The organism is Pseudomonas syringae group sp. J254-4 (assembly GCF_032586855.1).
Taxonomy (GTDB): Bacteria; Pseudomonadota; Gammaproteobacteria; order Pseudomonadales; family Pseudomonadaceae; genus Aquipseudomonas; species Aquipseudomonas amygdali.
Map to the genome: position 1 here is coordinate 110,423 of NZ_JAWHOO010000018.1, position 23,321 is coordinate 133,743.

General features: G+C 58.1%; 26 protein-coding genes and 1 tRNA gene. 12 read left to right on the top strand and 15 right to left on the bottom strand.

The features are described 5' to 3' along the window. The first annotated feature begins 6 nt into the window (after positions 1–6). The 6 genes from RYB09_RS20115 to RYB09_RS20140 all read left to right on the top strand — a co-directional run bounded on the left by RYB09_RS20115 (position 7) and on the right by RYB09_RS20140 (position 4,736). Entirely contained in the window at positions 7–483 is a 477-nt protein-coding gene (locus RYB09_RS20115) for a cyclic nucleotide-binding domain-containing protein (protein WP_058408894.1), read from the top strand. Between the two features lie 66 nt (positions 484–549). Next, positions 550–924 carry a YajD family HNH nuclease gene (locus RYB09_RS20120; RefSeq protein ID WP_003317410.1) on the top strand — a complete coding sequence of 125 codons (375 nt, stop codon included), beginning with the start codon at positions 550–552 and terminating at the stop codon, positions 922–924. A gap of 85 nt (positions 925–1,009) precedes the next feature. Next, positions 1,010–2,788, top strand: coding sequence for a copper resistance system multicopper oxidase (locus RYB09_RS20125; protein ID WP_122258294.1), 1,779 nt, complete (start codon positions 1,010–1,012; stop codon positions 2,786–2,788). Positions 2,789–2,799: 11 nt separating this feature from the next. Continuing rightward, positions 2,800–3,684, top strand: a complete 885-nt coding sequence (locus RYB09_RS20130; RefSeq protein WP_193600939.1) for a copper resistance protein B — start codon at positions 2,800–2,802, stop codon at positions 3,682–3,684. Positions 3,685–3,756: 72 nt separating this feature from the next. Beyond that, on the top strand, positions 3,757–4,257 hold the full coding sequence (locus RYB09_RS20135) for an RNA methyltransferase (RefSeq protein ID WP_002552608.1): 501 nt from the start codon (positions 3,757–3,759) through the stop codon (positions 4,255–4,257). Positions 4,258–4,355: 98 nt separating this feature from the next. Next, complete coding sequence (locus RYB09_RS20140; RefSeq protein ID WP_054078587.1) at positions 4,356–4,736, top strand: DUF2892 domain-containing protein; 381 nt, start codon at positions 4,356–4,358, stop codon at positions 4,734–4,736. Between the two features lie 4 nt (positions 4,737–4,740). Here the strand turns inward: RYB09_RS20140 and RYB09_RS20145 are convergent, their stop codons facing one another. Continuing rightward, positions 4,741–5,190 carry a YcgN family cysteine cluster protein gene (locus RYB09_RS20145; RefSeq protein WP_122258296.1) on the bottom strand — a complete coding sequence of 150 codons (450 nt, stop codon included), beginning with the start codon at positions 5,188–5,190 and terminating at the stop codon, positions 4,741–4,743. A gap of 211 nt (positions 5,191–5,401) precedes the next feature. Here RYB09_RS20145 and RYB09_RS20150 point away from each other — a divergent pair, with 211 nt between their 5' ends. Continuing rightward, positions 5,402–5,995, top strand: a complete 594-nt coding sequence (locus RYB09_RS20150) for a nitroreductase family protein (RefSeq protein WP_004657710.1) — start codon at positions 5,402–5,404, stop codon at positions 5,993–5,995. A 66-nt stretch (positions 5,996–6,061) separates the two neighbouring features. Here RYB09_RS20150 and RYB09_RS20155 read toward each other — a convergent pair whose 3' ends face one another. From RYB09_RS20155 to gvpU, 6 genes are all read right to left on the bottom strand, one after another. Further along, positions 6,062–6,994 (bottom strand): D-2-hydroxyacid dehydrogenase, encoded by a 933-nt coding sequence (locus tag RYB09_RS20155; protein WP_122258297.1) that lies wholly within the window; start codon positions 6,992–6,994, stop codon positions 6,062–6,064. Between the two features lie 70 nt (positions 6,995–7,064). Then, positions 7,065–7,358 carry a YcgL domain-containing protein gene (locus RYB09_RS20160; RefSeq protein ID WP_058399759.1) on the bottom strand — a complete coding sequence of 98 codons (294 nt, stop codon included), beginning with the start codon at positions 7,356–7,358 and terminating at the stop codon, positions 7,065–7,067. Continuing rightward, positions 7,355–8,488: a ribonuclease D gene (gene rnd, locus RYB09_RS20165; RefSeq protein ID WP_002552602.1), complete on the bottom strand. Its 1,134-nt coding sequence runs from the start codon at positions 8,486–8,488 to the stop codon at positions 7,355–7,357. Before rnd ends, RYB09_RS20160 begins: the two co-directional genes overlap by 4 nt. Before the next feature lie 188 nt (positions 8,489–8,676). Further along, positions 8,677–10,320 carry a phosphoethanolamine transferase gene (locus RYB09_RS20170; protein ID WP_058399758.1) on the bottom strand — a complete coding sequence of 548 codons (1,644 nt, stop codon included), beginning with the start codon at positions 10,318–10,320 and terminating at the stop codon, positions 8,677–8,679. 235 nt (positions 10,321–10,555) lie between these two features. Then, a complete protein-coding gene (locus RYB09_RS20175) occupies positions 10,556–12,247 on the bottom strand; it encodes an NAD-dependent malic enzyme (RefSeq protein WP_122258298.1) in 1,692 nt (563 codons plus the stop codon). Positions 12,248–12,558: 311 nt separating this feature from the next. Continuing rightward, positions 12,559–13,041, bottom strand: a complete 483-nt coding sequence (gvpU, locus tag RYB09_RS20180; protein ID WP_002552597.1) for a gas vesicle accessory protein GvpU — start codon at positions 13,039–13,041, stop codon at positions 12,559–12,561. A gap of 269 nt (positions 13,042–13,310) precedes the next feature. Between gvpU and RYB09_RS20185 the strand changes: the two genes are divergently transcribed. Together RYB09_RS20185 and RYB09_RS20190 are read left to right on the top strand one after the other, a co-directional pair. Beyond that, positions 13,311–13,559, top strand: a complete 249-nt coding sequence (locus RYB09_RS20185; RefSeq protein ID WP_002552596.1) for a CopG family ribbon-helix-helix protein — start codon at positions 13,311–13,313, stop codon at positions 13,557–13,559. Next, positions 13,537–13,848 (top strand): type II toxin-antitoxin system RelE/ParE family toxin, encoded by a 312-nt coding sequence (locus RYB09_RS20190; RefSeq protein ID WP_058408898.1) that lies wholly within the window; start codon positions 13,537–13,539, stop codon positions 13,846–13,848. The genes RYB09_RS20185 and RYB09_RS20190 overlap by 23 nt, the downstream gene beginning before the upstream one ends. Before the next feature lie 133 nt (positions 13,849–13,981). On the opposite strand, the gene RYB09_RS20195 is transcribed toward RYB09_RS20190, so the two are convergent. The 5 genes from RYB09_RS20195 to dapA form a co-directional block, all read right to left on the bottom strand. Then, a tRNA-Ser gene (locus tag RYB09_RS20195) sits at positions 13,982–14,071 on the bottom strand. Between the two features lie 91 nt (positions 14,072–14,162). Then, entirely contained in the window at positions 14,163–14,873 is a 711-nt protein-coding gene (gene purC, locus RYB09_RS20200; RefSeq protein ID WP_005740975.1) for a phosphoribosylaminoimidazolesuccinocarboxamide synthase, read from the bottom strand. A gap of 28 nt (positions 14,874–14,901) precedes the next feature. Further along, on the bottom strand, positions 14,902–15,660 hold the full coding sequence (locus tag RYB09_RS20205) for an MBL fold metallo-hydrolase (protein ID WP_316889922.1): 759 nt from the start codon (positions 15,658–15,660) through the stop codon (positions 14,902–14,904). Beyond that, a complete protein-coding gene (gene bamC, locus RYB09_RS20210; RefSeq protein WP_058399689.1) occupies positions 15,661–16,779 on the bottom strand; it encodes an outer membrane protein assembly factor BamC in 1,119 nt (372 codons plus the stop codon). Between the two features lie 18 nt (positions 16,780–16,797). After that, entirely contained in the window at positions 16,798–17,676 is an 879-nt protein-coding gene (gene dapA, locus RYB09_RS20215) for a 4-hydroxy-tetrahydrodipicolinate synthase (RefSeq protein WP_004657692.1), read from the bottom strand. 325 nt (positions 17,677–18,001) lie between these two features. Here dapA and RYB09_RS20220 point away from each other — a divergent pair, with 325 nt between their 5' ends. Beyond that, positions 18,002–18,565, top strand: coding sequence for a glycine cleavage system protein R (locus RYB09_RS20220; RefSeq protein ID WP_003317383.1), 564 nt, complete (start codon positions 18,002–18,004; stop codon positions 18,563–18,565). Between the two features lie 9 nt (positions 18,566–18,574). Further along, positions 18,575–19,048, top strand: a complete 474-nt coding sequence (locus RYB09_RS20225) for a peroxiredoxin (protein WP_002552589.1) — start codon at positions 18,575–18,577, stop codon at positions 19,046–19,048. A gap of 54 nt (positions 19,049–19,102) precedes the next feature. Here the strand turns inward: RYB09_RS20225 and RYB09_RS20230 are convergent, their stop codons facing one another. Both RYB09_RS20230 and RYB09_RS20235 read right to left on the bottom strand, forming a co-directional pair. Then, a complete protein-coding gene (locus tag RYB09_RS20230) occupies positions 19,103–20,173 on the bottom strand; it encodes an AI-2E family transporter (protein WP_058399687.1) in 1,071 nt (356 codons plus the stop codon). 35 nt (positions 20,174–20,208) lie between these two features. Continuing rightward, on the bottom strand, positions 20,209–20,460 hold the full coding sequence (locus RYB09_RS20235; RefSeq protein ID WP_002552587.1) for a sulfurtransferase TusA family protein: 252 nt from the start codon (positions 20,458–20,460) through the stop codon (positions 20,209–20,211). A 140-nt stretch (positions 20,461–20,600) separates the two neighbouring features. On the opposite strand from RYB09_RS20235, the gene RYB09_RS20240 reads away from it, so the two are divergent. Further along, on the top strand, positions 20,601–22,034 hold the full coding sequence (locus RYB09_RS20240; RefSeq protein WP_058399686.1) for a M48 family metalloprotease: 1,434 nt from the start codon (positions 20,601–20,603) through the stop codon (positions 22,032–22,034). A 53-nt stretch (positions 22,035–22,087) separates the two neighbouring features. On the opposite strand, the gene nadA is transcribed toward RYB09_RS20240, so the two are convergent. Next, the gene (gene nadA, locus RYB09_RS20245) at positions 22,088–23,146 is read right to left on the bottom strand and encodes a quinolinate synthase NadA (RefSeq protein ID WP_002552585.1); all 1,059 of its coding nucleotides are present in this window, start codon (positions 23,144–23,146) and stop codon (positions 22,088–22,090) included. Positions 23,147–23,321: the final 175 nt, after the last annotated feature.

Consider the following 23,321-nt stretch of genomic DNA (forward strand, 5'->3'; position numbering starts at 1 on the left):
CGAACCATGTCAGAACCATTGTCCAACCTGAACAACGCCATACGCGACATGCTGCTGGACTGCGGCCTGTTCGACACGCTGCTGCCCGGCGACTTCGTGACCGTAGCCGGGTATTTCAGCATTACCGACATCGAAAAAGGCGAGACCATCTTTGCCGAGGGCGATGCCGGGACATTCATGTGCATCATTCATCAAGGCACCGTGTCCGTGCAGAAACTTGCTGCAGACGGCCAACAGGTCGACATTGCCGTTCTGCGTCGCGGGCGGGCATTCGGAGAAATGGCTGTACTGGATGGCGAACGTCGCTCAGCCAGTTGTATCGCGGCCACCCATTGCCAGTTATTGAACCTGGGACGCGACTCTCTGGACAAGATGCTCGACGAAGCGCCGAAAATCGCCGCCAAGATCATTCGTGCCCTGGCCATCTCGTTGTCCAGGCGCCTGCGCATGGTCGACGGCCAATTACTGTCTCAGCAGGTGTGAGTTTGCCCATCTGGCGCTAAACTTGCCGATATTCCGCTTTCAATGCGCACACGCACAGGTGACACCATGAGCACGGCCAATCCTCCTTCCCATACTGCCAAGCTGGACCGCATTCTGGCCGACGCCCAGCGCGACCGCGAGATGGGCTACCGCGACAAGGCGTTGCGCATGTACCCGCATGTTTGCGGCCGTTGCGCCCGCGAGTTCGCTGGCAAACGCCTCAGCGAACTGACCGTGCACCACCGCGACCACAACCACGACAACAATCCGCAGGACGGTTCCAACTGGGAGCTGCTGTGCCTGTATTGCCACGACAACGAGCACTCGCGCTACACCGATCAGCAGTACTTCGCCGATGGCTCCCTGGGCAGTCCGAAAACCGCCAAGGCGACCCACAACCCGTTCGCCGCGCTGGCAGGTTTGATGAAGAAGGACGAGTAACCCGGCACTTTCCCGCAACTGCACCTCCCCGCCCTACCCGCGCAGTCTTCGGCCTGCGGCCAACCGACTGACCGGATATTTCGCCATGCCCTCCCGTACCTCAAGACGAACCTTTGTGAAAGGGCTTGCCGCCAGTGGCATCCTCGGCGGCCTGGGGCTGTGGCGCAGTCCGGCATGGGCAGTTCCGAACCCGGGTCAGCCGGCCGGGCTGTCCGGTACCGAGTTCGACCTGTTTATAGGCGAAACCCAGGTCAATATCACCGGTAATACCAGAACCGCGATGGCGATCAACGGCGGTATTCCAGGCCCGCTGTTGCGCTGGCGCGAAGGCGATACGGTGACCATCAGGGTAAAAAACCGTCTCGCCGAAACCACCTCGATCCACTGGCACGGCATCATTCTGCCCACCAACATGGACGGCGTGCCGGGGTTGAGCTTCGACGGTATCGCGCCCGATGGCATGTACGTCTATCGCTTCAAGGTCAAACAGAACGGCACCTATTGGTACCACAGCCACTCGGGCTTGCAGGAACAGTCGGGGGTTTACGGGCCGCTGGTGATCGACGCCAAAGAGCCTGAGCCATTCGAGTACGACCGCGAACACGTGATCATGCTCAGCGACTGGACCGACGAAGAGCCGCTTCAACTGATGAAGACGCTCAAGAAACAGTCCGATTACTACAACAATAACAAGCGCACCGTCGGCGATTTCATCAACGACGTCGGTGAGAAAGGCTGGAGCGAGACCACTGGTGATCACTGGATGTGGGCGAAAATGGGGATGGACCCGACCGACCTGGCGGATGTCAGCGGCGCGACCTACACCTACCTGATGAACGGCCAGGCCCCGGACATGAACTGGACAGGTCTGTTCAAGGCTGGCGAGCGGATTCGACTGCGCTTGATCAACGGCTCGGCCATGACGTATTTCGACGTGCGTATTCCGGGCCTGAAAATGACCGTAGTCGCCAGCGACGGTTTGCACGTCAAGCCAGTGACGGTCGATGAATTGCGCATCGCTGTGGCAGAAACCTTCGACGTGATCGTCGAGCCTGCCGAAGGTGCCTACACGCTGTTCGCCCAGTCGATGGACCGCACCGGCTACGCCCGCGGCACCCTGGCCAGCAGGCCAGGCTTGCAGGCCGTCGTCCCGCCCCTGGATCCACGACCATTGCTGAGCATGGATGATGTGGGCATGGCGGGTATGGATCATGGCAGCATGAACCACGGCGCAGCCCCGGCAATGGACGACATGTCAGGCATGGACCACGGCAAGATGGGCCATGACTCGATGCCCGGCATGGACCACAGCAAGATGCCGATGAAAGAAACACCTGCCATGCAGTCACACCCGGACAGCGAACAAAACAATCCGCTGGTCGACATGCAGGCCATGAGCACCTCGCCCAAACTCGACGATCCGGGCATAGGCCTCAGGAACAATGGCCGCAGAGTTCTGACTTACGCAGACCTGCGCAGCACCTTCGAAGACCCCGATGGCCGTGAGCCCAGCCGCACGATCGAGCTGCACCTGACCGGGCACATGGAAAAATTCGCCTGGTCGTTCGACGGTGTGAAGTTCTCGGACGCCAAACCGCTCATGCTCAAGTACGGCGAGCGAGTGCGTGTCGTGCTGGTCAACGACACGATGATGACTCACCCCATCCATCTGCACGGCATGTGGAGCGATCTGGAAGACGAAAACGGTCAGTTCATGGTGCGCAAACACACCATCGACATGCCTCCGGGTTCACGCCGCAGCTATCGCGTCACAGCTGACGCACTGGGCCGTTGGGCTTATCACTGTCACATGCTGTACCACATGGAAATGGGCATGTTCCGCGAAGTGCGGGTGGAAGAATGAGGATTTTACCGGTGAATGGATTGCGCAACTCGTCCTGCCTGCCAACCCTGCTGCTGACAGCAGGCCTGGCCATAACACCCTGGGCAACCACGCAGGCTGCCGGAATGGAAGGCATGGAAGGCATGGATCATGGCAGCCACTCGATGCCTATGGACGCCAGCGAGCACAATGCCGCCCCAATGCAGAGCCGGACACCAATCCCGCCTGTCACCGACGCCGACCGGGCTGCGGTGTACACCAGCCATAGCGGGCACCAGGTCCACGACAGCGCCATCAACAGTTACTTTCTGGCCGACAAGCTGGAATGGCAGGACGCAAACGACGGCAGCGCGCTGGCCTGGGACCTGTCCGGCTGGATTGGCGGTGATGTCGACCGCTTGTTATTGCGTTCAGAGGGCGAGCGCAGCAACGGCAAGACCGAGGAGGCGGAAGTCCAGGCGTTATGGGGTCATGCCGTCAGCTCATCGTGGGACGTAGTCGCCGGGGCACGCCAGGACTTCAAACCTGGCGCGCCACAAACCTGGGCGGCTTTCGGCCTGCAAGGGCAGGCGATTTCGGATCTTGATATCGAAGCCACGGCATTTATCGGTGAAGCCGGGCAGACCGCTGCGCGCCTGGAAGCCGACTACGACCTGTTGCTGACCAACAATCTTATTCTTCAGCCCACTGCCGAGCTGAATTTCTACGGCAAGAACGACCCGCAACGCGGCAATGGCTCGGGCCTGTCGACCAGTGAGTTCGGCCTTCGGCTGCGCTATGAAATCACCCCGCAATTCGCTCCTTACGTGGGCGTAACCTGGGATCGGTCCTACGGCAATACTGCCGATTACGCACGCGAAGACGGTGAGGACGTTGCCGACGCGCGGCTGGTCGTCGGTTTACGCATGTGGTTCTGAGCGTCGGAATTGAAAATGGCATTGCTCTGAAGCTGCCGTATAATCCGCGGTTTTCTTCAGAGCACCCTCCCCGTGGCCAATAAACGGTACGCCTGCATCGGTCTTTACAACCCCAAGTCCCCGGAAAATGTCGGCTCCGTCATGCGAGCGGCCGGCTGCTACGGCGTGGCGTCGGTGTTCTATACCGGTAAACGCTATGAGCGTGCGCGGGACTTCATCACCGACACCAAGAAAATCCATCAGGACATCCCGCTGATCGGCATCGAAGACCTCAAGAGCATTCTGCCGCTGGGTTGTATTCCGGTGGCCGTCGAACTGGTGGACGGTGCCCGTGCCCTGCCTGAATACACGCACCCTGACCGCGCGTTGTATATCTTCGGTCCGGAAGACGGCTCGCTCGATCAGGACATTCGCGACTGGTGTGAAGACGTGGTCTATATCCCGACCGAGGGCTGCATGAATCTGGCCGCAACCGTCAACGTCGTGCTCTACGACCGCATGGCCAAAGGCATCAATACCCGCTCGGGGCCACAGTTCGGTCGCGAGAAAATCGATCCGGCCAGCGACCGCTGACGGAAAAGCATTGAACCTGTGTCGCGGGCGAACAGTCAGTTTCTCTGAACCGGGTTACTACCTACTTCCTGCGAATTACCGCCTCATGGAGAGCCATCATGCGCGACACCCCGATTATCGAACGCATCGACACACCTGAACTGCTGCAGCGCAACCCTGATCAGAACGTCCACGGCTGGGAGCGCATTGGCTCACTGGCTGGCGGTGTACTGATGATGGGCAAAGGTGTCCGTCGTGGCGGCTTTCTGGGCCTGATCCAACTGGCCATCGGCGGCGCAGTGCTGGCTCGCGGCATCAGCGGTCACTGCTCGGCCAAAAGCCTGGTGGAAAAAGGTCGCAGCGACCTGCACAGCGCCCGCTCGACTATCGAACGTGCCGGTGCCCAGTTGAACAACCTGAAAGACGACGCCGAAAACGCGGTGAAAAACGCTGCCGTCAAAGGCGTGGAAGCGCTGACCGAGCCAAAGCCGGTCGTTTAAACGCTCAACCTGCGCGAAAGATCAGGTAATCCTCCCAGTCGTCTTCGGCCACGGTGTTCTCGCTGAGCATGCGGCCGGACTGGGAGATACGTTCGTGATGCACAGCCGTGCGATCACCACACACCAAATGATGCCAGAGCGGCAAATCCTTGCCCTCGCTGACCAGCCGGTAGCCGCAGGTCGGCGGTAGCCATTTGAATTCATCTGCCTGGCCAGGCGTCAGCTGAATACAGTCAGGCACCGACGCACGACGATTGGCGTAGTCGGAGCACTGGCAGGTCTTCAGGTCCAGCAGCTTGCAGGCGATCCGCGTGTAATAAACGCTGTTGTCTTCTTCGTCTTCCAGCTTCTGCAGGCAGCACAAGCCACAGCCATCGCACAACGATTCCCACTCTTCGGTGCTGAGCTGGTCAAGGGTCTTGCGAATCCAGAAGGGTTCAACTTTAGCGGCCATGGTTCGGACAACGGTATCGAAAATGAAAAGGCCGTCAGTCTAGAGGTACAAGGGGTGCGGGCCAAGCACTTGCGACTGCCGGTAGCCGGGACTTGTCAGCGACAGGGCAAAACAGTAGCGTTAACGGGTTTTCCAGTGCGCTCAAGCGATGCCTGCCGACCACGGCCCATCAAGCCACGCTCGTTTTCCACCTTCGCTATCAAGGACTTTCATGAGCACGAACCCTCGCATCGCCGATCACCCTATCGACCCGCAATTCACCGAACGCTGGTCGCCACGCGCGTTCAGCGGCGAAAGCATCGATCAGGAAACCCTGCTGAGCTTTTTCGAAGCCGCACGCTGGGCACCCTCAGCCTACAACACGCAGCCTTGGCGTTTTCTGTATGCACGTCGCGACACGCCTAACTGGGAGCGTTATCTGGGCCTGCTCAACGAGTTCAACCGCAACTGGGCGCAACATGCAGCAGCATTGGTGATCATCGTCTCCAAGACCACCTTCGTCGCACCAGGGGCAACCGAAGAAAGCCCGGCCTTGTGGCACACCTTCGATACCGGCTCGGCCTGGGGTTATCTTGCGCTGCAAGCGAGCCTGAGCGGCTGGCACACCCACGGCATGGCGGGCTTCGATCAGGACCTGACCCGCAAGGAGCTGAACATTCCCGAAGATTACGCACTGCACGCCGCGGTGGCCATTGGCAAGATCGGTGACAAGTCGACACTGCCGGAATACCTGCAAGGCCGCGAAGCACCTAGCCCGCGCAAGCCGCTGGCAGAACTGGCCGCTGAAGGTGATTTTTCGCTGTAACTGACTGTTCTCTGCAATCAATGCCAACGAGCCGACGCCTGAAATGTCGGCTCGTTTGGAACCGCTTCAATAACCTCGCGAAAAATCGACCTCTCCACGCAGTGCTTCTCCAGCCTGAAACGCCTTGAGGTTTTCAACGAAAAGCTCGGTCATGGCCACCGGCGATGTCGGGGCCGAACTATGACCGGTCAACAGCAGACCATAGGCCGTCCAGAATGGATGGCGCTGCGGCAAAGGCTCCTGACGGCACACGTCAATGACCGCACCGGCCAGATGGCCTTCCTTCAACGCCTCGACCAGATCTGCGTCCACAACCGCTACACCGCGCCCGACGTTGATGAACAACGCCGTTGGCTTGAAGCTGGCGAACAGCTTCGCGTCGTACAGGTCGTGTGTCTCAGGTGTATTGGGCAGCAGGTTGATGACGTAATCCATCTCGCCAAGCAGCCGCGTCATGTCTGACAGCGCTGTCACCTCGATGAACGGCGCCTGAGTGCGCTCACTGGAGGCCACGCCGTAGATCTGCACACCGAACGGCAATAGAAACTCGGCAACACGCTGGCCGATATCACCGGCGCCCACGATCAGTACCTTGCGACCAGACAGGCTCTGGCCAGTACGATTGTCCCACTTGCGCTCGACCTGACTCATCAAACGCGCCAGCACCTCACGCTCGTGGCCGAGCATGTAGGTCAAAACAAATTCAGCCATGACCTGACCGAAAATCCCGACTGCACGCGTCAGGCGATATTCGCGCGACAGGCTGTCGGCCAGCAGTGGCGTGATGCCTGCCCAGGTGGATTGCAGCCACTGAGGCTTGTGCCCTTGACGCAGCAGGTTGGCCATCAGATCCGGCTGTCCCAGCCAGACCGGGCAATCGCTGGCCATTCGCGACAGCTCGGCAGAGTCGCCCGTGCTGAAGACTTCCAGGTCAGGCGCAGCCTTGCGCAACAATTGGGTGTAAACGTGATAATCGTGCTCGGCAATCAGAACGCGCATGTTTCAAAAACCTTAAAAACAGGACAGGCAGCCCACGGCGATGTGGACTGCTTTACAACGTGAGCAACTATTACATCGGATCGTTGCGGCGCAGCAGCTCTTCCGGCAAATGTTCGATGTAGTCATCTTCGGCAGGGGGCATCTGCAGGTGATAACCCTGGCTGTCGAGATTATCCAGCACCACATTGATGTCCTCGCGCGACAGCGCACGCTCGGGGCTCAGGACCAGGTCGAATGCATGAACAGGCTTGCCAAACGCGACCAGCAGTTCAGGCGGCACGCGTTTGAGGACATCGCTTTTCAAGACGTAAAGGTACATCTCGTTTCTTTTCGGGCTGCGATAAATCGAGCAGATACGCTTCAAGACTGTTCTCCGGGGGTGGCCAGGCTGTCCAGCAGCGCCTGCCCCATCAACTCGCGACGCCAGCCACGCAGCGAGTCGGGCAATTGGTAAGGACCGTCGGGGTAGCCGCTCTTGAGCAGCGCTTCGAGAGTCTTCTTGCGCAGCATCAACTCTGGAGCCATGTCCAGCTGCTCGGCGTATTGCTGACCGATTGCACGCAGACGCTTGATCGACCCGGCTGCATCAATGGGCAGTGGCTCAGGCAATGCAGGCGGCCACTCTTCTGGTGGAAGCGTACCTGCGGTCTTTATCAGCTCAAGCAGAAACTCGCCGTCATGGCGAACGGTGCGCGGGTGCATGTCTTCGATACGCCCCAGTGCAGCGAGGTTGTCCGGCTGCGTCTTGGCCAATGGCCACAGCGAGTGCTCGCGCACAATACGGTTGCGCGGCAGGTTGCGGGCGCGCGCCTCACGCTCACGCCAGGCACACAGCTCACGCAGCACCGCCAATTGGGCGCGGGACAGTTTCCAGGCCAGTTTGGCCTCACGGTACACCTCGTACGGGTCAACTTCGCGGCGCAGGTTGGCGACCAGTTCGGCACCGTCATCCAGCAGCCAGGCGTATTTGTCATCGGACAAACGCGGACGCAGGATGGCGAACAGTTCGGCAAGGTGCACTGCATCTTCAGCGGCATAGCTGATCTGCGTTTCTGACAGCGGACGTTGCAGCCAGTCAGAACGGGTTTCGCCCTTGGGCAGGTCGATATTGAGGACCTCCTGCACCAGACGTGAATAGCCCATGGAAAAACCGAGGTTCAGGTAAGCGGCTGCCAACTGGGTATCAAACAACGGCACCGGCAGGCTGCCAGTCAGACGCAGCAGAACTTCGAGGTCCTCGCTGCACGCGTGCACCACCTTGATGACGTCGGGGTTTTCAAGCAACGCGGACAGCGGCCGCCAGTCGTTGATCAGCAAAGGATCAATAAGCCAGGCGCTTTGCCCGTCGCCAATCTGCAGTAGCGCTGCTATCGGATAAAAAGTATCGACCCGCATAAACTCGGTGTCGAGCGCGACAAAAGGCAGCAACTGCCATTCTGCGCAATGCCGGGCGAGGCTGTCGTCGTCGCGAATCCAGTGAATATCGATGGCCACACGGCTCTCCCTTCAACAATGGCGCGCAGTATATATCGTGATGGGAGATTATCGCGCGTCTGTCGTCCCGGTCTGGCGTATCTTCACGCAAATGACAGACAGGAGGGGCTGTTGCCTGGCAAAAGGGCCAAGGGTGATCGCCTCCACGCAGGCGTGGAAACGATCTCTATCCTGAGCAAGCACACATTTTACTGCTTGTCGGCGGCGGCCAGCTCAGTGCGGCACCCGGCAAACATATCCAGGCTTGGGTTGTAGACCTGGGTGTCGACTTTCAACAAGCCGAGCATTGAATGAAAGAGGTTGTCCTGGCTCAACGGCGCATTACGCTGTTTGGCCAGGCACTCCGGGCTGACGGCAAAGGACTTCTGGTAGGTATCGGACAACCAGATAAGCATCGGTACATGCTTTTGCTGATCAGGAGCCAGCACATACGGTGTGCCGTGCAAGAACAAGTTGTACTCGCCAAGCGACTCGCCATGGTCCGACAGGTACACCATGGCAGTGTCGACCTTGTTTTGATTGCTGCGCAACAGATCAATCAACGTGGCCAGTACGTGATCGGTATACAACAGTGTATTGTCGTAGGCATTGACGATGCTGTCCCGGCTGCAATTGTTCAAGGCATTGCTTTCACACACCGGCGTAAACTTTTCAAACTCTTTAGGGTAACGCTTGAAGTATTCAGGGCCATGGCTGCCCATCTGGTGCAGGACCAGAACAGTGTCCTTGTCGAGGCTATCGATAAACCCCTGCAGGTTTTGCAACAGTATCTCGTCGCGGCATTCGTGGCTGTTGCACAGCAGCGGGTCCTTGAGATTGCTGACATCCTGGAAGGTCACTCGATCACAGGTCCCTTTGCAGCCCGCCTGATTATCACGCCATACCACTTCTATACCGGCACGTTTCAGGACATCCAGCAAACCTTCCTGATTACGGGCCTTGGTTGCGTTGTAGTTCTTGCGACCCATGTTGGAGAACATGCACGGCACCGACACTGCGGTTTCGGTGCCACACGAGTAAACATCGGTAAACGCCACCAACCCGCTCTCCTTGTTGAGGTTGGGCGTGGTATCGCGGCCATAGCCAAGAATCCCGAAGTTTTCGGCACGGGCACTTTCGCCCACCACCAGTACGGTCAACGACTTGCGGGCATGCGTGGCCCAGTCAGCCGACCGTTTGGCGTCCTCGCCAATCTTGACGAACGGGCGCTGTGCGGAGATCACCTGCTCGCTCAGGTAGCCAATCGAGGCACCGATGTAATTGCTTGGCACGACCATCAGGCGCAATTCGTGATGGTTGCGGAACAACGAGGACAAGCCTTGATAATTCGCCAGCGCAACGCCGCCTATTGCCACGCAACAGACCACACCTACCACCAGCTTGCTGAACAGTTCCAGGTGCCAGCGACGGTAGCTGATCGGCAGTTTCCACAGAATCAGCGAAGGCAGTACACCCAACAGAACGATATACAACGCCAGTTTAAAAGACAGTAGCCCCTGCACTTCCGTCACGTTGGTTTCGGCGAAGTTTCGGAACATCCCGGCGTCAATCATGACACCGTACTCGGTCATGAAATACACCACCCCGGCGCTGATCATAAACAGAGCGATCACCACGGGTTTAAACACACGACGAAATGCCAACAGCGTCAGAACGATATTGAATACGCAGAAAATCATCAGCCCGAACGCAAAGCGCATGGCCAGGCCTTTGGCATCGGAGCTGGTAATCGCGAAAAGATGCTGCCACAGATTTATATTGAAACCCAGTAACAGAAAGGCACTGGCAAGTAAGGTAACAACCTCTGGACGAACAGTTCTGGGTGTCGGCATCGTGGTCTGCTTATCGAATTAATATGCATCGGGCATTCAGGAGCCAGGTAACTCCCCGATGGCGCGCACTCTAGGCAGCGCTTCATCAATTTTATGTGAAAACGGTGAGAGGATCGGGTGAATGAAGCTTATTTCACCGTGAAGCAATACGCGCCTATGAACGTTCAATAACCCCGCCAATACAGCATCTGCGCAAGCAGGCTCGCGCAGACGCTGTCTATCTGAAAGCGCTCGATCAGACCGAACGACGGCGATAGGCACGATAGCCCGGCAGCCAGAAATTACGTTCGATGGCTTCAAGCAGTGCCTCTTCGGAGGTTTCCAGTGCCAAGCCTTCAGCCTGGGCCTCTTTGGCGACAGCCAGCGCAATTTTGCGGCTCACCTGCTGGATCTCCTTGAGCGGCGGCAACACCGCATCGCCCTGCCCCGTGACCATCGGCGAACACTCGGCCAGCGCATTGGACGCCGCCATCAGCATGCGGTCGGTGATGCGCGACGCCTTGCAAGCCACCACGCCAAGGCCGATGCCTGGAAAGATATAGGAGTTGTTGCACTGAGCGATGTGCACGGTGCGACCGTTGATCTCCACCGGCGCGAACGGACTGCCGGTAGCAACCAGCGCATTGCCATCCGTCCAGCGCAGAATTTCTTCCGGAGTGGCCTCAACCTTGGAAGTCGGATTGGATAGCGGCATTACCAGCGGTTTGGCGCAATGCTTGTGCAGTTCGCGAATCACTTGTTCGGTGAACAGACCACGCTGCCCGGACACGCCGATCAACACCGTAGCCCCGGCGTTCGTCACTACGTCGAGCAACTGCGGGAAGGCTTCTGTGCCAGCAGTCCAGCCAGACACATCGGCGGTCTTTTGCGCCAGACGCTTCTGGAAATCGAGCAGGTTATCCATACCCTCGGTCAGCAGGCCGAAGCGATCAACCATGAAGATACGTTTGCGCGCTTCGCTTTCGCTCAGGCCTTCGATGCGCATCGCTGCGATGATGTGCTCGGCAATCCCGCAGCCTGCCGAACCGGCACCGACAAACACCACTTTCTGCTGGCCAAGGGTTTCATTCTTGGCCTTGCAGGCCGCCAGCAATGTACCCACGGCAACCGACGCAGTGCCCTGAATGTCATCGTTGAAGCAGCACAGCTCATCCCGATACTTCTCAAGCAACGGCATGGCATTGGACTGGGCAAAATCTTCGAACTGCAACAACACGTCGGGCCAGCGACGCTGTACGGCTTCGATGAACAAGGCGATAAAGTCTTCGTATTCCTTGCCCGATACCCGCTCGTGACGCCAGCCCATGTACATCGGGTCATCCAGCAACTCACGGTTATTGGTGCCGACATCCAGCACGATCGGCAGCGTGTACGCCGGACTGATCCCGCCACAGGCGGTGTACAGCGACAGTTTGCCAATCGGAATGCCCATGCCGCCGATGCCCTGGTCGCCCAGACCGAGAATTCGCTCGCTGTCGGTCACGACAATGATTTTGATCCGGTCCTTGGTGGCGCTACGCAGAATGTCATCGATGCGGTCGCGCTCGGGATAGGAAATGAACAGGCCACGGTGCGTGCGGTAGATCTTGGAGAATTCCTGACACGCCTGACCCACCGTCGGGGTGTAAATGATCGGCAGCATCTCGTCCAGATGAGAGTCCAACAGGCGGAAAAACAGGGTTTCGTTGTTGTCCTGGATCGAACGCAGGTAGATATGCTTGTCCAGATCGCTCGCGCACTGCTTGTACTGGCTGTAGACCCGGGTGACTTGCTCTTCGATGGTCTCTACGTTCTGCGGCAGCAACCCGATCAGATTGAATTCGACCCGCTCTTGCGGGGTGAAGGCACTGCCTTTGTTCAGCAGGGGCATTTCCAGCAGTGCGGGTCCTGCGTAGGAAATGTACAAAGGTCGCGAAGTTTTGGTCATTTTCTCTAATCGCCTTTTTCGTCTACTCATTAATTCTTTACGTCGACCGGGGCGGGCAGCCTGGCTCGTTTCTTGTTATTTTTTCTTGTCGCCAGTTCTCTATCAGGCCATGCCGAAAACCATTCGGCGTGTAAGGTCAGGGCGAACATATTACCCGGCTAAAGGCCCATTGCGACATTTTGTCGCGCAAAGAATGGCTAAGTGACGCTACTACCGGCGCAGCTTTCCAGACCAGCGGGTGCACATAGCACGCTGGAGACCATCATCAGAATGGATGAGAACGCCCCGACGAAAGCCGGGGCCTGAAAAGGTCAGGACACGCCTGGTTTTTCAGCGATGAGCCCGATGGTGAAGCCGTCCACCGCCGAGATCCTGCCGCGCCACAACACACCTGCGTCGCAAATCGGATTACCGTCAGTGGAATAGGTCCGGCAATCCTTCAAGTGAATGAAATGGAATGCTGGCGTGTCTTCGGAAGACTCTCCCGGCTTGAAGGACAGAATCATTTCTTTCATCGTCGCGTCAGTGCCATTGGCAAACGAACTGAACGGCGCCGAAATATCGTCGGCCAACTGCTCAAAATAGGTGTCGTGAGAAATCAGATGCCCGGAAACCAGATTCCCGCCCACCGACAGCGTCACGCCCAGCTCCACCTTGGTGTTTGCGACAAACTTGACCAGCCATTGCAGCAACCAGTCGATCTGCTTGCCCTGCCACTTGAACTGGGCAATCACGTCATCATGGCTCTGACTGGGAGAGGGTTGCGACTTTTGTACCTGATCTACGTCCGACATCTGATAGCTCCTCGCCTCACAAAACGTTGAACCCAAGGTATAGATCAGAAAGGGCTAAAGGGGAAACCGAAAGGGGTGAATAGTTTGGGGTTGGTGATGGGGGCTTAATCGTTCTGACTTTGTTCAGTCGTTCGGGGTGGCTGTCGATTTTCCAAAAATGAATAGCAACTCGGCGAAAAGCAGACAAATCTGTTGCATGATCAAGGTATCAAGTATACGTTCCAAGCCTCTGTATACATTGTTTACAACCACCATCCGTGGAGGCCGATATGGCATCGCCTGTTTTGTCATTCCGTGTTGAAGAAGGCTTGGTCGAAATGCTTGACCAGCTAGCGCTTGCCACGGACCGTGATCGTCAGTACCACCTGAAACGTGCTTTGTCTCGCTATGTCGAAGCAGAAGCCTGGCACCTGAAAGCCATTGACGAAGGCTTGGCCGACATTGATGCAGGGAAGACTATCAATCTGGAAACGGTTAAAGCCAAGTGGGTAGCACGTGCCGCAAATCGAGTTAAGTGAAAAAGCCGATAGCGATCTTGAAGCGATTCATGAGCATTATGCTGGGCTGATGGGCCATCAGAGAGCTGACGAAGTCGTAGCCACTATTCTTGAGTCCATTGAGCAGCTCGCAACGTTTACAGGGATGGGACGCCCTTCCCAAGCCCCGGACGTGCGCGAGCTGGTACTTACTCGCTACCCCTTCTTAGTGAGTTATGTGGTTCGCAGCCAGGTCGTATTCATCGTCCGCGTGCTGCACGAGCGGAACGAGCGCCTGAACACTCCAAAAATCCTGGACCAATTCAGCTAGTTCTGACCGGCCAGTTATCGTCGACTGCGGAAAAAGGGAGTCGGAGAAGGGGCAAATCGGGGAAAGGGAGAGGTAGTACAGCCCAAAAACAAAAAACCCCGTGAATCAAAGATTCACAGGGCTTTTCAAATAATGGCGGAGAGATAGGGATTCGAACCCTAGGTACCGGTGAAGGTACAACGGATTTCGAATCCGTCCCATTCGGCCACTCTGGCATCTCTCCAACGGCGCGCATCATAACAGTATCAGCGCAGAAGGCGAAGCCCTTCTGCTGTTTTTTTTCGTGCTATCAAGCGCTTGCGTGTTTTTTCCGCTTACAGCGGCACGCCCAGACGGTTTGCGACTTCTTCGTAAGCTTCGATGACGTCGCCCAGACCCTGGCGGAAGCGGTCCTTGTCCATTTTCTTGCGAGTGTCCTTGTCCCAGAGGCGGCAGCCGTCCGGGCTGAATTCGTCGCCGAGGACGATTTCACCGTGGAATACGCCGAATTCGAGTTTGAAGTCGACCAGCAGCAGGCCAGCGTCGTCGAACAGTTTGGTCAGGACTTCATTGACCTTGATCGACAGCTCTTTCATGCGAACCAGTTGCTCGGCGGTACCCCAGCCGAACGCTACAACGTGGGATTCGTTGATGAACGGGTCGCCCTTGGCGTCGTCCTTGAGGAACAGTTCGAAGGTGTACGGATTGAGCTTGGTGCCCTCTTCGATGCCCAGGCGCTTGACCAGGCTGCCAGCGGCGTAGTTACGCACGACGCATTCGACCGGGATCATGTCCAGCTTCTTGACCAGGCACTCGTTGTCGCCCAGCAGCTTGTCGAATTGGGTCGGAATACCCGCTTCTTCAAGCTTCTGCATGATGAAGGCGTTGAACTTGTTGTTCACCATGCCTTTACGGTCCAGTTGTTCGATGCGCTTGCCGTCGAACGCCGAAGTGTCGTTACGGAACAGCAGGATCAAGCGGTCAGCGTCGTCGGTCTTGTAAACCGATTTGGCTTTGCCGCGGTAGAGTTCTTCACGTTTTTCCATGATGGGCTCCGCTTGCTAAGTAGTTGGGCTAGGCGATATGTCGCCAGTCGAGCCCTGAATCTTGATCGGCCAGTTGCAGCCAGTCCGGGTCGCACCCAAGGGTGTCGACAAAACATTGCCGGGCCAGATGCGGCAGGTTGTTCTTGCTGCTCAGATGCGCCAGCACCAGGTGCTGAAGGTCCTGCCATCCCAGCTCGCTCACCAGGCTGGCGGCCTGATGATTGTTCAAATGACCTGTTTCACAGCCAACGCGCTGCTTGAGAAAGACCGGATACTGGCCTCGGGCAAGCATGTCGCGACAGTGATTGGCCTCGATCATCAAGGCATCCAGGCCTTGATAACGCTGCAATACGTTGGAGCAGTAAGAGCCCAGGTCGGTCAGCAGACCGAAGCGGCGCTTGCCGTCATTGAAGACAAACTGCGTCGGTTCAAGCGCATCATGGGCGACAGACACCACATCGATGCCCAGTGCGCCCACCTGCAAGCTCTCCCCGCCCGCCAGCAAACCGGCAACTTCAACCGGCTTGCGCATACCGCGCAAGGTGCCGCTGCTGAGGTAGACCGGCACATTGTAGCGCCGCGACAGCAAACCCACGCCATGCACATGATCGGCATGTTCGTGGGTTACCAGAATAGCGCTCAGCTGGCCTGCCGAAACGCCCAGACGCGCCAGGCGCCGCTCGGTTTCCCGAAGGGAGAAACCGCAATCGACCAGTACGTACGTATCGTTGCTTGCGACCAGCGTGCCGTTGCCACGACTGCCGCTGCCGAGAACCGCGAAACGCACTTAACCCAGGTTGTCTTGAATAACGCTCAACACCCGACGCGCGATATCCGCAGGCGCAACGGTGTTGATGTTCTTCTCGACGGTCACTTGAACGTTGTCACCCACCTTGCTCAGGCGAACCTGATAACGCTCGGCACGGGCATCGATCTCTTCCTTGCTCGACTTGCTGCCAAACAGGCGACCGAAGAAACCAGGCTCGTTTTCAGGCGTTTTGGCCTTTTCGGCCAGGTTGATGTAGTACAGACCCAGGCTGCGGTTGATGTCCTCGACGCGCCAGTCACCCTGATCCAGCGCGCGGCCGACACTCGACCACGCACGGTCGAGATCGGCGCCGAGGTTCAATACCGGGTTGCCGCTACCGTCTTCGCTCAAGGCAACACGGCTCGGGGTGTCATAGTCACGCGCTGCCAGCAGGGAAATCGAACCGCCCTTTTCAGCGTTGCGGCCCATGCTGGCCAGCAGGTCGTCGGTCAGCGCGGCATCAAGGCCGAGATTGGTGGTACGGGTCGGGAACGCCACATCGGCCGTGCTGCCGGCAGGACGCTCGACGCTGACCACGTAGACTTCACTGGTATTGCGCTGCACGCCCGGCTCGATGCGAACACGTACACGGGTTTCCGAGTCGGCCGAGACGCCTGCAGCGCTCAGACGCTTGGCCACCGAAGCGGACAGCTCATCGAGGCGCTGCCACGAGGAGCTGAATTCGCCCGTCTGTGGACGCTCTTCGGCGATACGGAAACCGTTGTCTTCGAAATACTGGTGGGCCACCGGCCAGACTTCGGCCGGCTGACGCTGAGCCAGGATCCAGTGAGCATCACCACTCTTCTGCAGGCTGAAGTCGCTCGACTCGGAAGTCGTGCCCAGCGGCTGAGGACGCGGCACGGTGTACTCGCCGTCTTTCTGAGTGCTGTCAGCCACATTGCGCGGGATCGGCAGCAACGGGTCCAGGCGCTTGACGCCGGACACATCGGCAGGCACCTGCATGGGTGGGGTCTGGGTGGCCTGGAGGTAATCGCTACCGCGATCACGGAAGTAACCATCTTCGCCCCAGAGCCAACCGCAACCGCTGGTGCTGGAGATAATAAGAGCAAGTGCGGAAAGTCCGGCCAATCGCTTCATTGCGTGATACTTCCTCAATTAAACCAGGACGCCGGACTGGCGCAGGGCCTGACGCAGCGGTTCGTGACAGGCTTCGCTGAGCCAGGTAAGCGGCAGACGGATACCGGCTGGCATCTTACCCATTTCATGCAAGGCCCACTTCACGGGGATAGGGTTGGATTCGATAAACAGGGTGTTGTTGAGCGGCATGAGCTTTTCGTGAATCGCCCGTGCCGTCTCGGCATCGCCACGCATGGCCGCTGCGCACAGATCGCTCATAAGGCGCGGTGCAACGTTGGCGGTGACGGAAATATTGCCCTTGCCGCCCAGCAGCATCAACTCGACTGCCGTAGCGTCGTCACCGGAGTACACCAGAAAATCACTGCTGACGCTGGCCAGAATGTCCTTGGCGCGCTGCAGGTTGCCGGTGGCTTCCTTGATGCCGATGATGTTTTTGACCGTGGAAAGACGCGCAACAGTTTCTGGCAGCATGTCGCAGGCAGTACGGCCCGGCACGTTGTAGAGGATCTGCGGGATGTCTACGGCATTGGCGATGTGGCTGAAATGCTGAAACAGGCCTTCTTGCGTCGGCTTGTTGTAATAAGGCGTTACCAGCAGGCACGCATCGGCGCCAGCGGTCTTGGCGTTGGTGGTCAGCTCGACGGCTTCGCGCGTCGAATTGGCGCCTGTACCGGCGATGACCGGAATACGTCCTGCAACCTGAGCAACCACACGGCGGATGACCTCGATGTGTTCGCTCACATCCAGCGTCGCCGATTCACCGGTGGTGCCTACGGCAACAATGGCGTTGGTGCCCTCTTGCAAGTGGAAGTCAACCAGTTTGCTCAGGCTGTCCCAGTCCAGACGACCTTGTGCATCCATTGGTGTGACCAGTGCCACCATACTGCCCGCAATCATGCAACCGCTCCTGCCGGAAAAAGAGAGCCGTAATGGTACTGGCGCTATCAGCCTTGTACAAGCGAAGTACCGCGCTCTGAGCATTCCCCTGAGCGATGGTTTTCGCTACCCTTCGTCCTTTGATCGGTACTGGTCACCTGCGCACCTCGCTCAATCGGTCGAATTTGTCGCCAGAAGCCCTGCCCCAGTGCACTCCAGCCCCGTCATGGTCCTTCCATGCAAGGCAGGCGCTCCGGGACCCGGGAAGGTATCTTGCGCCATCGATTGTCGAAACAGCCCCGCAAGTCCGAAAAAGTACCGACCGCTCATCGTCTAGGAATGCTGCATGTCGTCCACCCCCACAGTTCGCGAACAATTCCTTGTCATCAGTGCCCTTGGCGCCAACCCCATGGAGCTGACCAACGTCCTGTGCCGCGCCAGCCATGAAAACCGCTGCTCGGTCGTCACCTCGCGCCTCACTCGCCACGGTGAGTGCAGTGCGCTTATTCTTCAGGTGTCAGGCAGCTGGGACGCTCTGGCGCGCCTTGAAACCGGCTTGTCGAGCCTCTCCAAGAAGCATGCGTTCACCACCAGCGTGGTGCGCAGCGCTACCCTGGAGAATCGCCCGGAAGCCCTGCCCTACGTGGCTTACGTCAGCTCGGCGTACCGCCCGGACATCATCAATGAGCTGTGCCAGTTCTTCATTGACCATAACGTCGAGCTGGAAAATCTGATCTGTGACACGTATCAGGCTCCGCAGACCGGTGGCACCATGCTTAATGCCACATTCACGGTGACACTGCCTGCAGGCACACAGATCAGCTGGCTGCGCGATCAATTCCTCGATTTCGCCGACGCGCTGAATCTCGACGCACTGATCGAACCCTGGCGCCCACAAGCCCCAATGTAAGGAGTTCCCATGACCGTCACAGTAGATCAACCGGTTCCCGACTTTCAGGCACCCGCGACCAGCGGACAGACCGTAGAGCTGTCTGCGCTCAAGGGTCAGCAGGTCGTGATTTATTTTTACCCGAAAGACAACACGCCCGGCTGCACCACGCAGGGTCAGGACTTTCGTGACCATATCGCGCAGTTTCAGGCGGCCAATACGGTTGTGCTCGGTGTTTCCCGAGACAGCCTGAAGACCCATGAAAACTTCAAGGCCAAGCAGTCTTTCCCGTTCGAGCTGATTTCGGACAAGGACGAAGCCGTCTGCCAGCTGTTCGATGTCATCAAGCTCAAAAAGCTGTACGGCAAGGAATACTTGGGCGTTGACCGCAGCACCTTTTTGATCGACAAGGAAGGCGTACTGCGTCAGGAATGGCGCGGCGTTAAAGTGCCGGGCCATGTGGCTGAAGTACTGGCGCAGGCCGAGGCCCTGAACAAAGGCTGATCTGCCGCTGAGCGTTGCGGCACGCAAGGTGCCGCAGCGATCCAGCCTTGCTGCTTAAAGCAGCGGTGCCACAGTGGGCTCATTACGCGGCCAGGCATCGAGCACGGCCTTGAACAGCGTGGCCAGCGGAATCGCAAAGAAGATCCCCCAGAACCCCCACAGCCCGCCAAACAGCAGTACGGCGCAGATGATTGCAACCGGGTGCAGATTGACAGCTTCGGAAAACAGCAACGGCACCAGAACGTTGCCATCCAGCGCCTGGATGATGCCGTGGGCAATCATCAGATAGATGAACTGATCACCCCAGCCCCACTGGAACAGTCCGATCAACGCCACCGGCACTGTGACCACTACCGCGCCGACATAAGGCACGACCACCGATATACCCACCAGCATCGCCAGCAACGCTGCGTAGTTGAGCCCGAGTGCGGCGAAAGCGATGTAGGTCACGCCACCACAGATGAAAATCTCGATGACCTTGCCGCGAATATAATTGGCAATCTGCCGCTTCATCTCCTCCGCCACCCGGTTGATCAATGCACGCTCGCGAGGCAGATAGCCGCGTGCCCAGCGGCCGATCATGTGCCGGTCCTTGAGGAAGAAGAACACCAGAATCGGCACCAGCACCAGGTAGATCATCAGGTTGACCAGCAATGGCAGGCTGGAGATCGAGAAGGTCAGCGCCAATTGACCGAGCTTGCCCACTTCACCACGGGCGACTTCGATCGCCAGCAACACTTGCTCGTCGGAAACCAAATGCGGGTAGCGTTCGGGCAGCAACAGCAGCACCGACTGCCACTTGGCAAGCATGCCCGGTGCCTCATTGAACAGCGTGATCAACTGGTGCCAGAGCAGCGGTACCAGCACCAGCAGGAACAGCAGCAGTACACCAATGAACAGCGTGAATACCAGGCCGACTGCGGCCATTTCCGGCATGCGCAGGCGCTCCAGAACGCTGACCAGCCCGTGCATCAGGAAGGCCAGCACCAGCCCCGCAATGACCGGCGCGAGCATTCCGCCCAGGGTCAGGACAAGGGTAAACGCCAGAAACAGCAAGACCGCCAGTACCACCGCCTCCTCATCGGAGAAGTAGCGTTGCACCCAATTGCGAAGCACATTGAACATCAAACATCCTTTTCAAAAAAAACGGCGGTGGCGGTTCAAGCCTTGCGTAGCCAGTAAAGATAAGTGCCGGCGTCGACCTCTTCATGCAGCAACTCATGCCCGGAAAGTCTGGCAAAGGTTCGAAAATCCCGCTGTGACCCGGCGTCAGTCGCGATCACCTTCAGCACCGCGCCGCTGGCCAGACGATTGAGCTCCATCTTGGCTTTCAGCAGAGGCAATGGACAGTTGAGACCACTGGCATCCAGCTCGGCGTCACACACCTCGGGGCGCACTACAGCGTCAGACATCGTTTCTCTCCAGGCGGACACATCGAATTACAAACCATGTCCGAAAAGGCATGGCGGATAAGGCGGCAAGAATACCTCACTCTGGTCAGCACGCCATTGAGCCAGCTACAGTACAGGTTCTTCTGACCAGAGCTTCGTGCATGAATTTTTTGCGTCCTACACTGCTCACCCTCGCTTGCCTGTTCGCTACACACGGCATGGCGGATGACCTGCCTTCACTTGGCGACGCCAGCTCCTCGATTGTCTCCCCCGAACAGGAACACCGTTTGGGTCGAGCATGGCTGGGGTTGCTGCGTGGCCAGGTCGCGCAACTGTCAGACCCGCAACTCAAGGACTACGTCGAGACCTCGGTGTATCGCCTTGCCGAGACCAGCCAGGTTCAGGACCGGCGCCTTGAATTCATCCTGATCAACAGCCCGCAACTCAACGCCTTTGCCGCACCCGGCGGAATCATCGGTGTCAACGGTGGCCTGTTCCTCAATGCCCAGACCGAGGGCGAATACGCGTCTGTACTGGCCCACGAACTGGCTCACTTGTCGCAACGCCACTTCGCCAGAGGCATGGAGGCCCAGCAACGCATGCAGGTGCCGGTAATGGCCGCGATGCTGGCGGGTATTGTCATGGCTGCCGCAGGTGCCGGTGATGCCGGTATCGCAACCATCGCCGGCTCACAGGCGGCTGCAATCCAGGAGCAACGTCGCTTTTCGCGCCAGAACGAGCAGGAGGCCGACCGTATCGGCATTCTCAATCTGGAGAAGGCTGGTTATGACCCGCGCAACATGCCGACCATGTTCGAGCGCCTCATGCGCCAATATCGATTCGACGCCAGACCTCCGGAGTTTCTGCTGACTCACCCGGTCAGCGAATCGCGGATCGCCGACACACGCAACCGTGCCGAACAGGCCAAACCGGGCGGTAAGGAAGACAGCGTGCTGTATCAACTGATGCGCGCCCGCGTTGCGTTGATATACGAAGAAACACCAGGTATCGCCGCCAAGCGCTTTCGTGCGCAGCTGGTTGAAAACCCGAAATCCGATCCAGCTCGCTATGGTCTGGCCATCGCACAGATCAAGGGTGGGCAACTGAACGAAGCCAGAGAAACCCTCAAGCCATTAATCGAAAAAGCGCCAAACGACATCACCTATAATCTGACGCAGATCGACCTGGACATCACCAATAACCGCTTGGCCGATGCCCAGCAACGGGTCGATCGCATGCTGACGCTGTACCCTGGCAGCTACCCGCTCAATGATGTGCGTATTGACGTGCTGCTCAAGCAGAACCGCACCGCCGAAGCCGAAAAAAGCCTTGAAGCGCTGCTCAAGACCCGGCCGGATGATCCGGACATCTGGTACGTCGTAGCGGAAACCCGTGGCCTGAATGGCAACACCATCGGCCTGCATCAGGCGCGTGCCGAATATTTCGCACTGGTCGGCGATTTCCGTCAGGCAATCCAGCAGCTGGACTTTGCCAAACGCCGCGCGGCCAACAACTTTCAGCTAGCGTCACGCATCGATGCACGGCAAAAGGATCTGATTGAACAAGAGCGGATGGTCAAGGACATGATGAACTGATGTCCGAATGAAAAAGCCCGACGCAAGAGCGTCGGGCTTTTTCATTACGCCTGTCAGGCATTGCCCGCTTGTCGCAAGCGCGCCGCCTGAGTGAAGTCCAGCATGCGCTGCAACGGGCGTACGGCGTTGGGGATCAGCGCCGGGTCAACGAATATCTCGTTGCTACCCTCGCGCAGGCACTGCAAGGTGCGCTCAAGCGTATTCATCGCCATCCACGGGCAATGTGCACAGCTTCGGCATGCAGCGCCGTTACCGGCCGTAGGCGCCTCGATGAAGATCTTGTCCGGGCACAACTGCTGCATCTTGTAAAAGATGCCCCGGTCGGTGGCCACGATGAACGTCTTGTTGGGCAAGCGCTGCGCGGCGGCAATCATCTGACTGGTGGAGCCGACCACATCAGCCAGCTCGATCACTGCTTCCGGCGATTCCGGGTGAACCAGAATCGCAGCCTCGGGATACAAGGCTTTCATGTCTTCAAGCTGCTTGGATTTGAATTCTTCGTGGACAATGCAGGCACCGTCCCACAACAACATATCGGCACCGGTTTCACGCTGGATGTAGCGGCCCAGATGCTTGTCTGGAGCCCAGATGATTTTCTCACCGTTGTCCATCAGGCTTTCGACGATCTCCAGCGCGCAGCCTGAGGTCACTACCCAGTCCGCACGGGCTTTGACCGCTGCCGAGGTGTTGGCATAAACCACCACGGTACGCTCCGGGTGCTGATCGCAGAATGCGGAAAACTCATCGACCGGGCACCCTACGTCAAGCGAACAGGTGGCTTCGAGCGTCGGCATGAACACGCGTTTTTCCGGGTTGAGAATCTTCGCGGTTTCGCCCATGAAACGCACACCCGCAACCAATACAGTGCTGGCAGCGTGGTTATTGCTGAAGCGGGCCATTTCCAGAGAGTCGGCCACGCAACCGCCGGTCTCCTCGGCCAGGGCCTGAATGACCGGGTCGCAATAATAGTGGGCGACCAGTACGGCGTCCTGCTTCTTGAGCTCGGCAGCGATGTCGGCTCGGTAACGCGCCTGCTCTGCAGGGCTCAATGCCTTGGGCTGCTTCGCATCGAGATGAGCCTGCACCAGGAAACGTTCGGAGATCTGTGTCATGTTTGCGGGACCTGAAGGCGCTAGAGCGCGAAAGGCAAGTTTACACCCGAAATACAGGCAATAAAAAAGCCGGAAACCCTTATCAACCAAGGCCCTCCAGCTTTACGCATACATCGCCTGACAAAGGCTGCGCCATGTGCAATCAAGCATATGGCTGATATTCAGTGAATATCGG

Bases quoted from the DNA above. Each gene is read 5' to 3' on its own strand.
- RYB09_RS20225 (WP_002552589.1), top strand. From the start codon at position 18,575: ATGACCGTCACAGTAGATCAACCGGTTCCCGACTTTCAGGCACCCGCG.
- RYB09_RS20140 (WP_054078587.1), top strand. From the start codon at position 4,356: ATGCGCGACACCCCGATTATCGAACGCATCGACACACCTGAACTGCTG.
- RYB09_RS20150 (WP_004657710.1), top strand. From the start codon at position 5,402: ATGAGCACGAACCCTCGCATCGCCGATCACCCTATCGACCCGCAATTC.
- nadA (WP_002552585.1), bottom strand. From the start codon at position 23,146: ATGACACAGATCTCCGAACGTTTCCTGGTGCAGGCTCATCTCGATGCG.
- dapA (WP_004657692.1), bottom strand. From the start codon at position 17,676: ATGATTGCGGGCAGTATGGTGGCACTGGTCACACCAATGGATGCACAA.
- RYB09_RS20115 (WP_058408894.1), top strand. From the start codon at position 7: ATGTCAGAACCATTGTCCAACCTGAACAACGCCATACGCGACATGCTG.
- bamC (WP_058399689.1), bottom strand. From the start codon at position 16,779: ATGAAGCGATTGGCCGGACTTTCCGCACTTGCTCTTATTATCTCCAGC.
- RYB09_RS20240 (WP_058399686.1), top strand. From the start codon at position 20,601: ATGAATTTTTTGCGTCCTACACTGCTCACCCTCGCTTGCCTGTTCGCT.
- purC (WP_005740975.1), bottom strand. From the start codon at position 14,873: ATGGAAAAACGTGAAGAACTCTACCGCGGCAAAGCCAAATCGGTTTAC.
- RYB09_RS20155 (WP_122258297.1), bottom strand. From the start codon at position 6,994: ATGCGCGTTCTGATTGCCGAGCACGATTATCACGTTTACACCCAATTG.
- gvpU (WP_002552597.1), bottom strand. From the start codon at position 13,041: ATGTCGGACGTAGATCAGGTACAAAAGTCGCAACCCTCTCCCAGTCAG.
- RYB09_RS20170 (WP_058399758.1), bottom strand. From the start codon at position 10,320: ATGCCGACACCCAGAACTGTTCGTCCAGAGGTTGTTACCTTACTTGCC.
- RYB09_RS20230 (WP_058399687.1), bottom strand. From the start codon at position 20,173: ATGTTCAATGTGCTTCGCAATTGGGTGCAACGCTACTTCTCCGATGAG.
- RYB09_RS20120 (WP_003317410.1), top strand. From the start codon at position 550: ATGAGCACGGCCAATCCTCCTTCCCATACTGCCAAGCTGGACCGCATT.
- RYB09_RS20145 (WP_122258296.1), bottom strand. From the start codon at position 5,190: ATGGCCGCTAAAGTTGAACCCTTCTGGATTCGCAAGACCCTTGACCAG.
- RYB09_RS20125 (WP_122258294.1), top strand. From the start codon at position 1,010: ATGCCCTCCCGTACCTCAAGACGAACCTTTGTGAAAGGGCTTGCCGCC.
- RYB09_RS20175 (WP_122258298.1), bottom strand. From the start codon at position 12,247: ATGACCAAAACTTCGCGACCTTTGTACATTTCCTACGCAGGACCCGCA.
- RYB09_RS20220 (WP_003317383.1), top strand. From the start codon at position 18,002: ATGTCGTCCACCCCCACAGTTCGCGAACAATTCCTTGTCATCAGTGCC.
- RYB09_RS20185 (WP_002552596.1), top strand. From the start codon at position 13,311: ATGGCATCGCCTGTTTTGTCATTCCGTGTTGAAGAAGGCTTGGTCGAA.
- RYB09_RS20235 (WP_002552587.1), bottom strand. From the start codon at position 20,460: ATGTCTGACGCTGTAGTGCGCCCCGAGGTGTGTGACGCCGAGCTGGAT.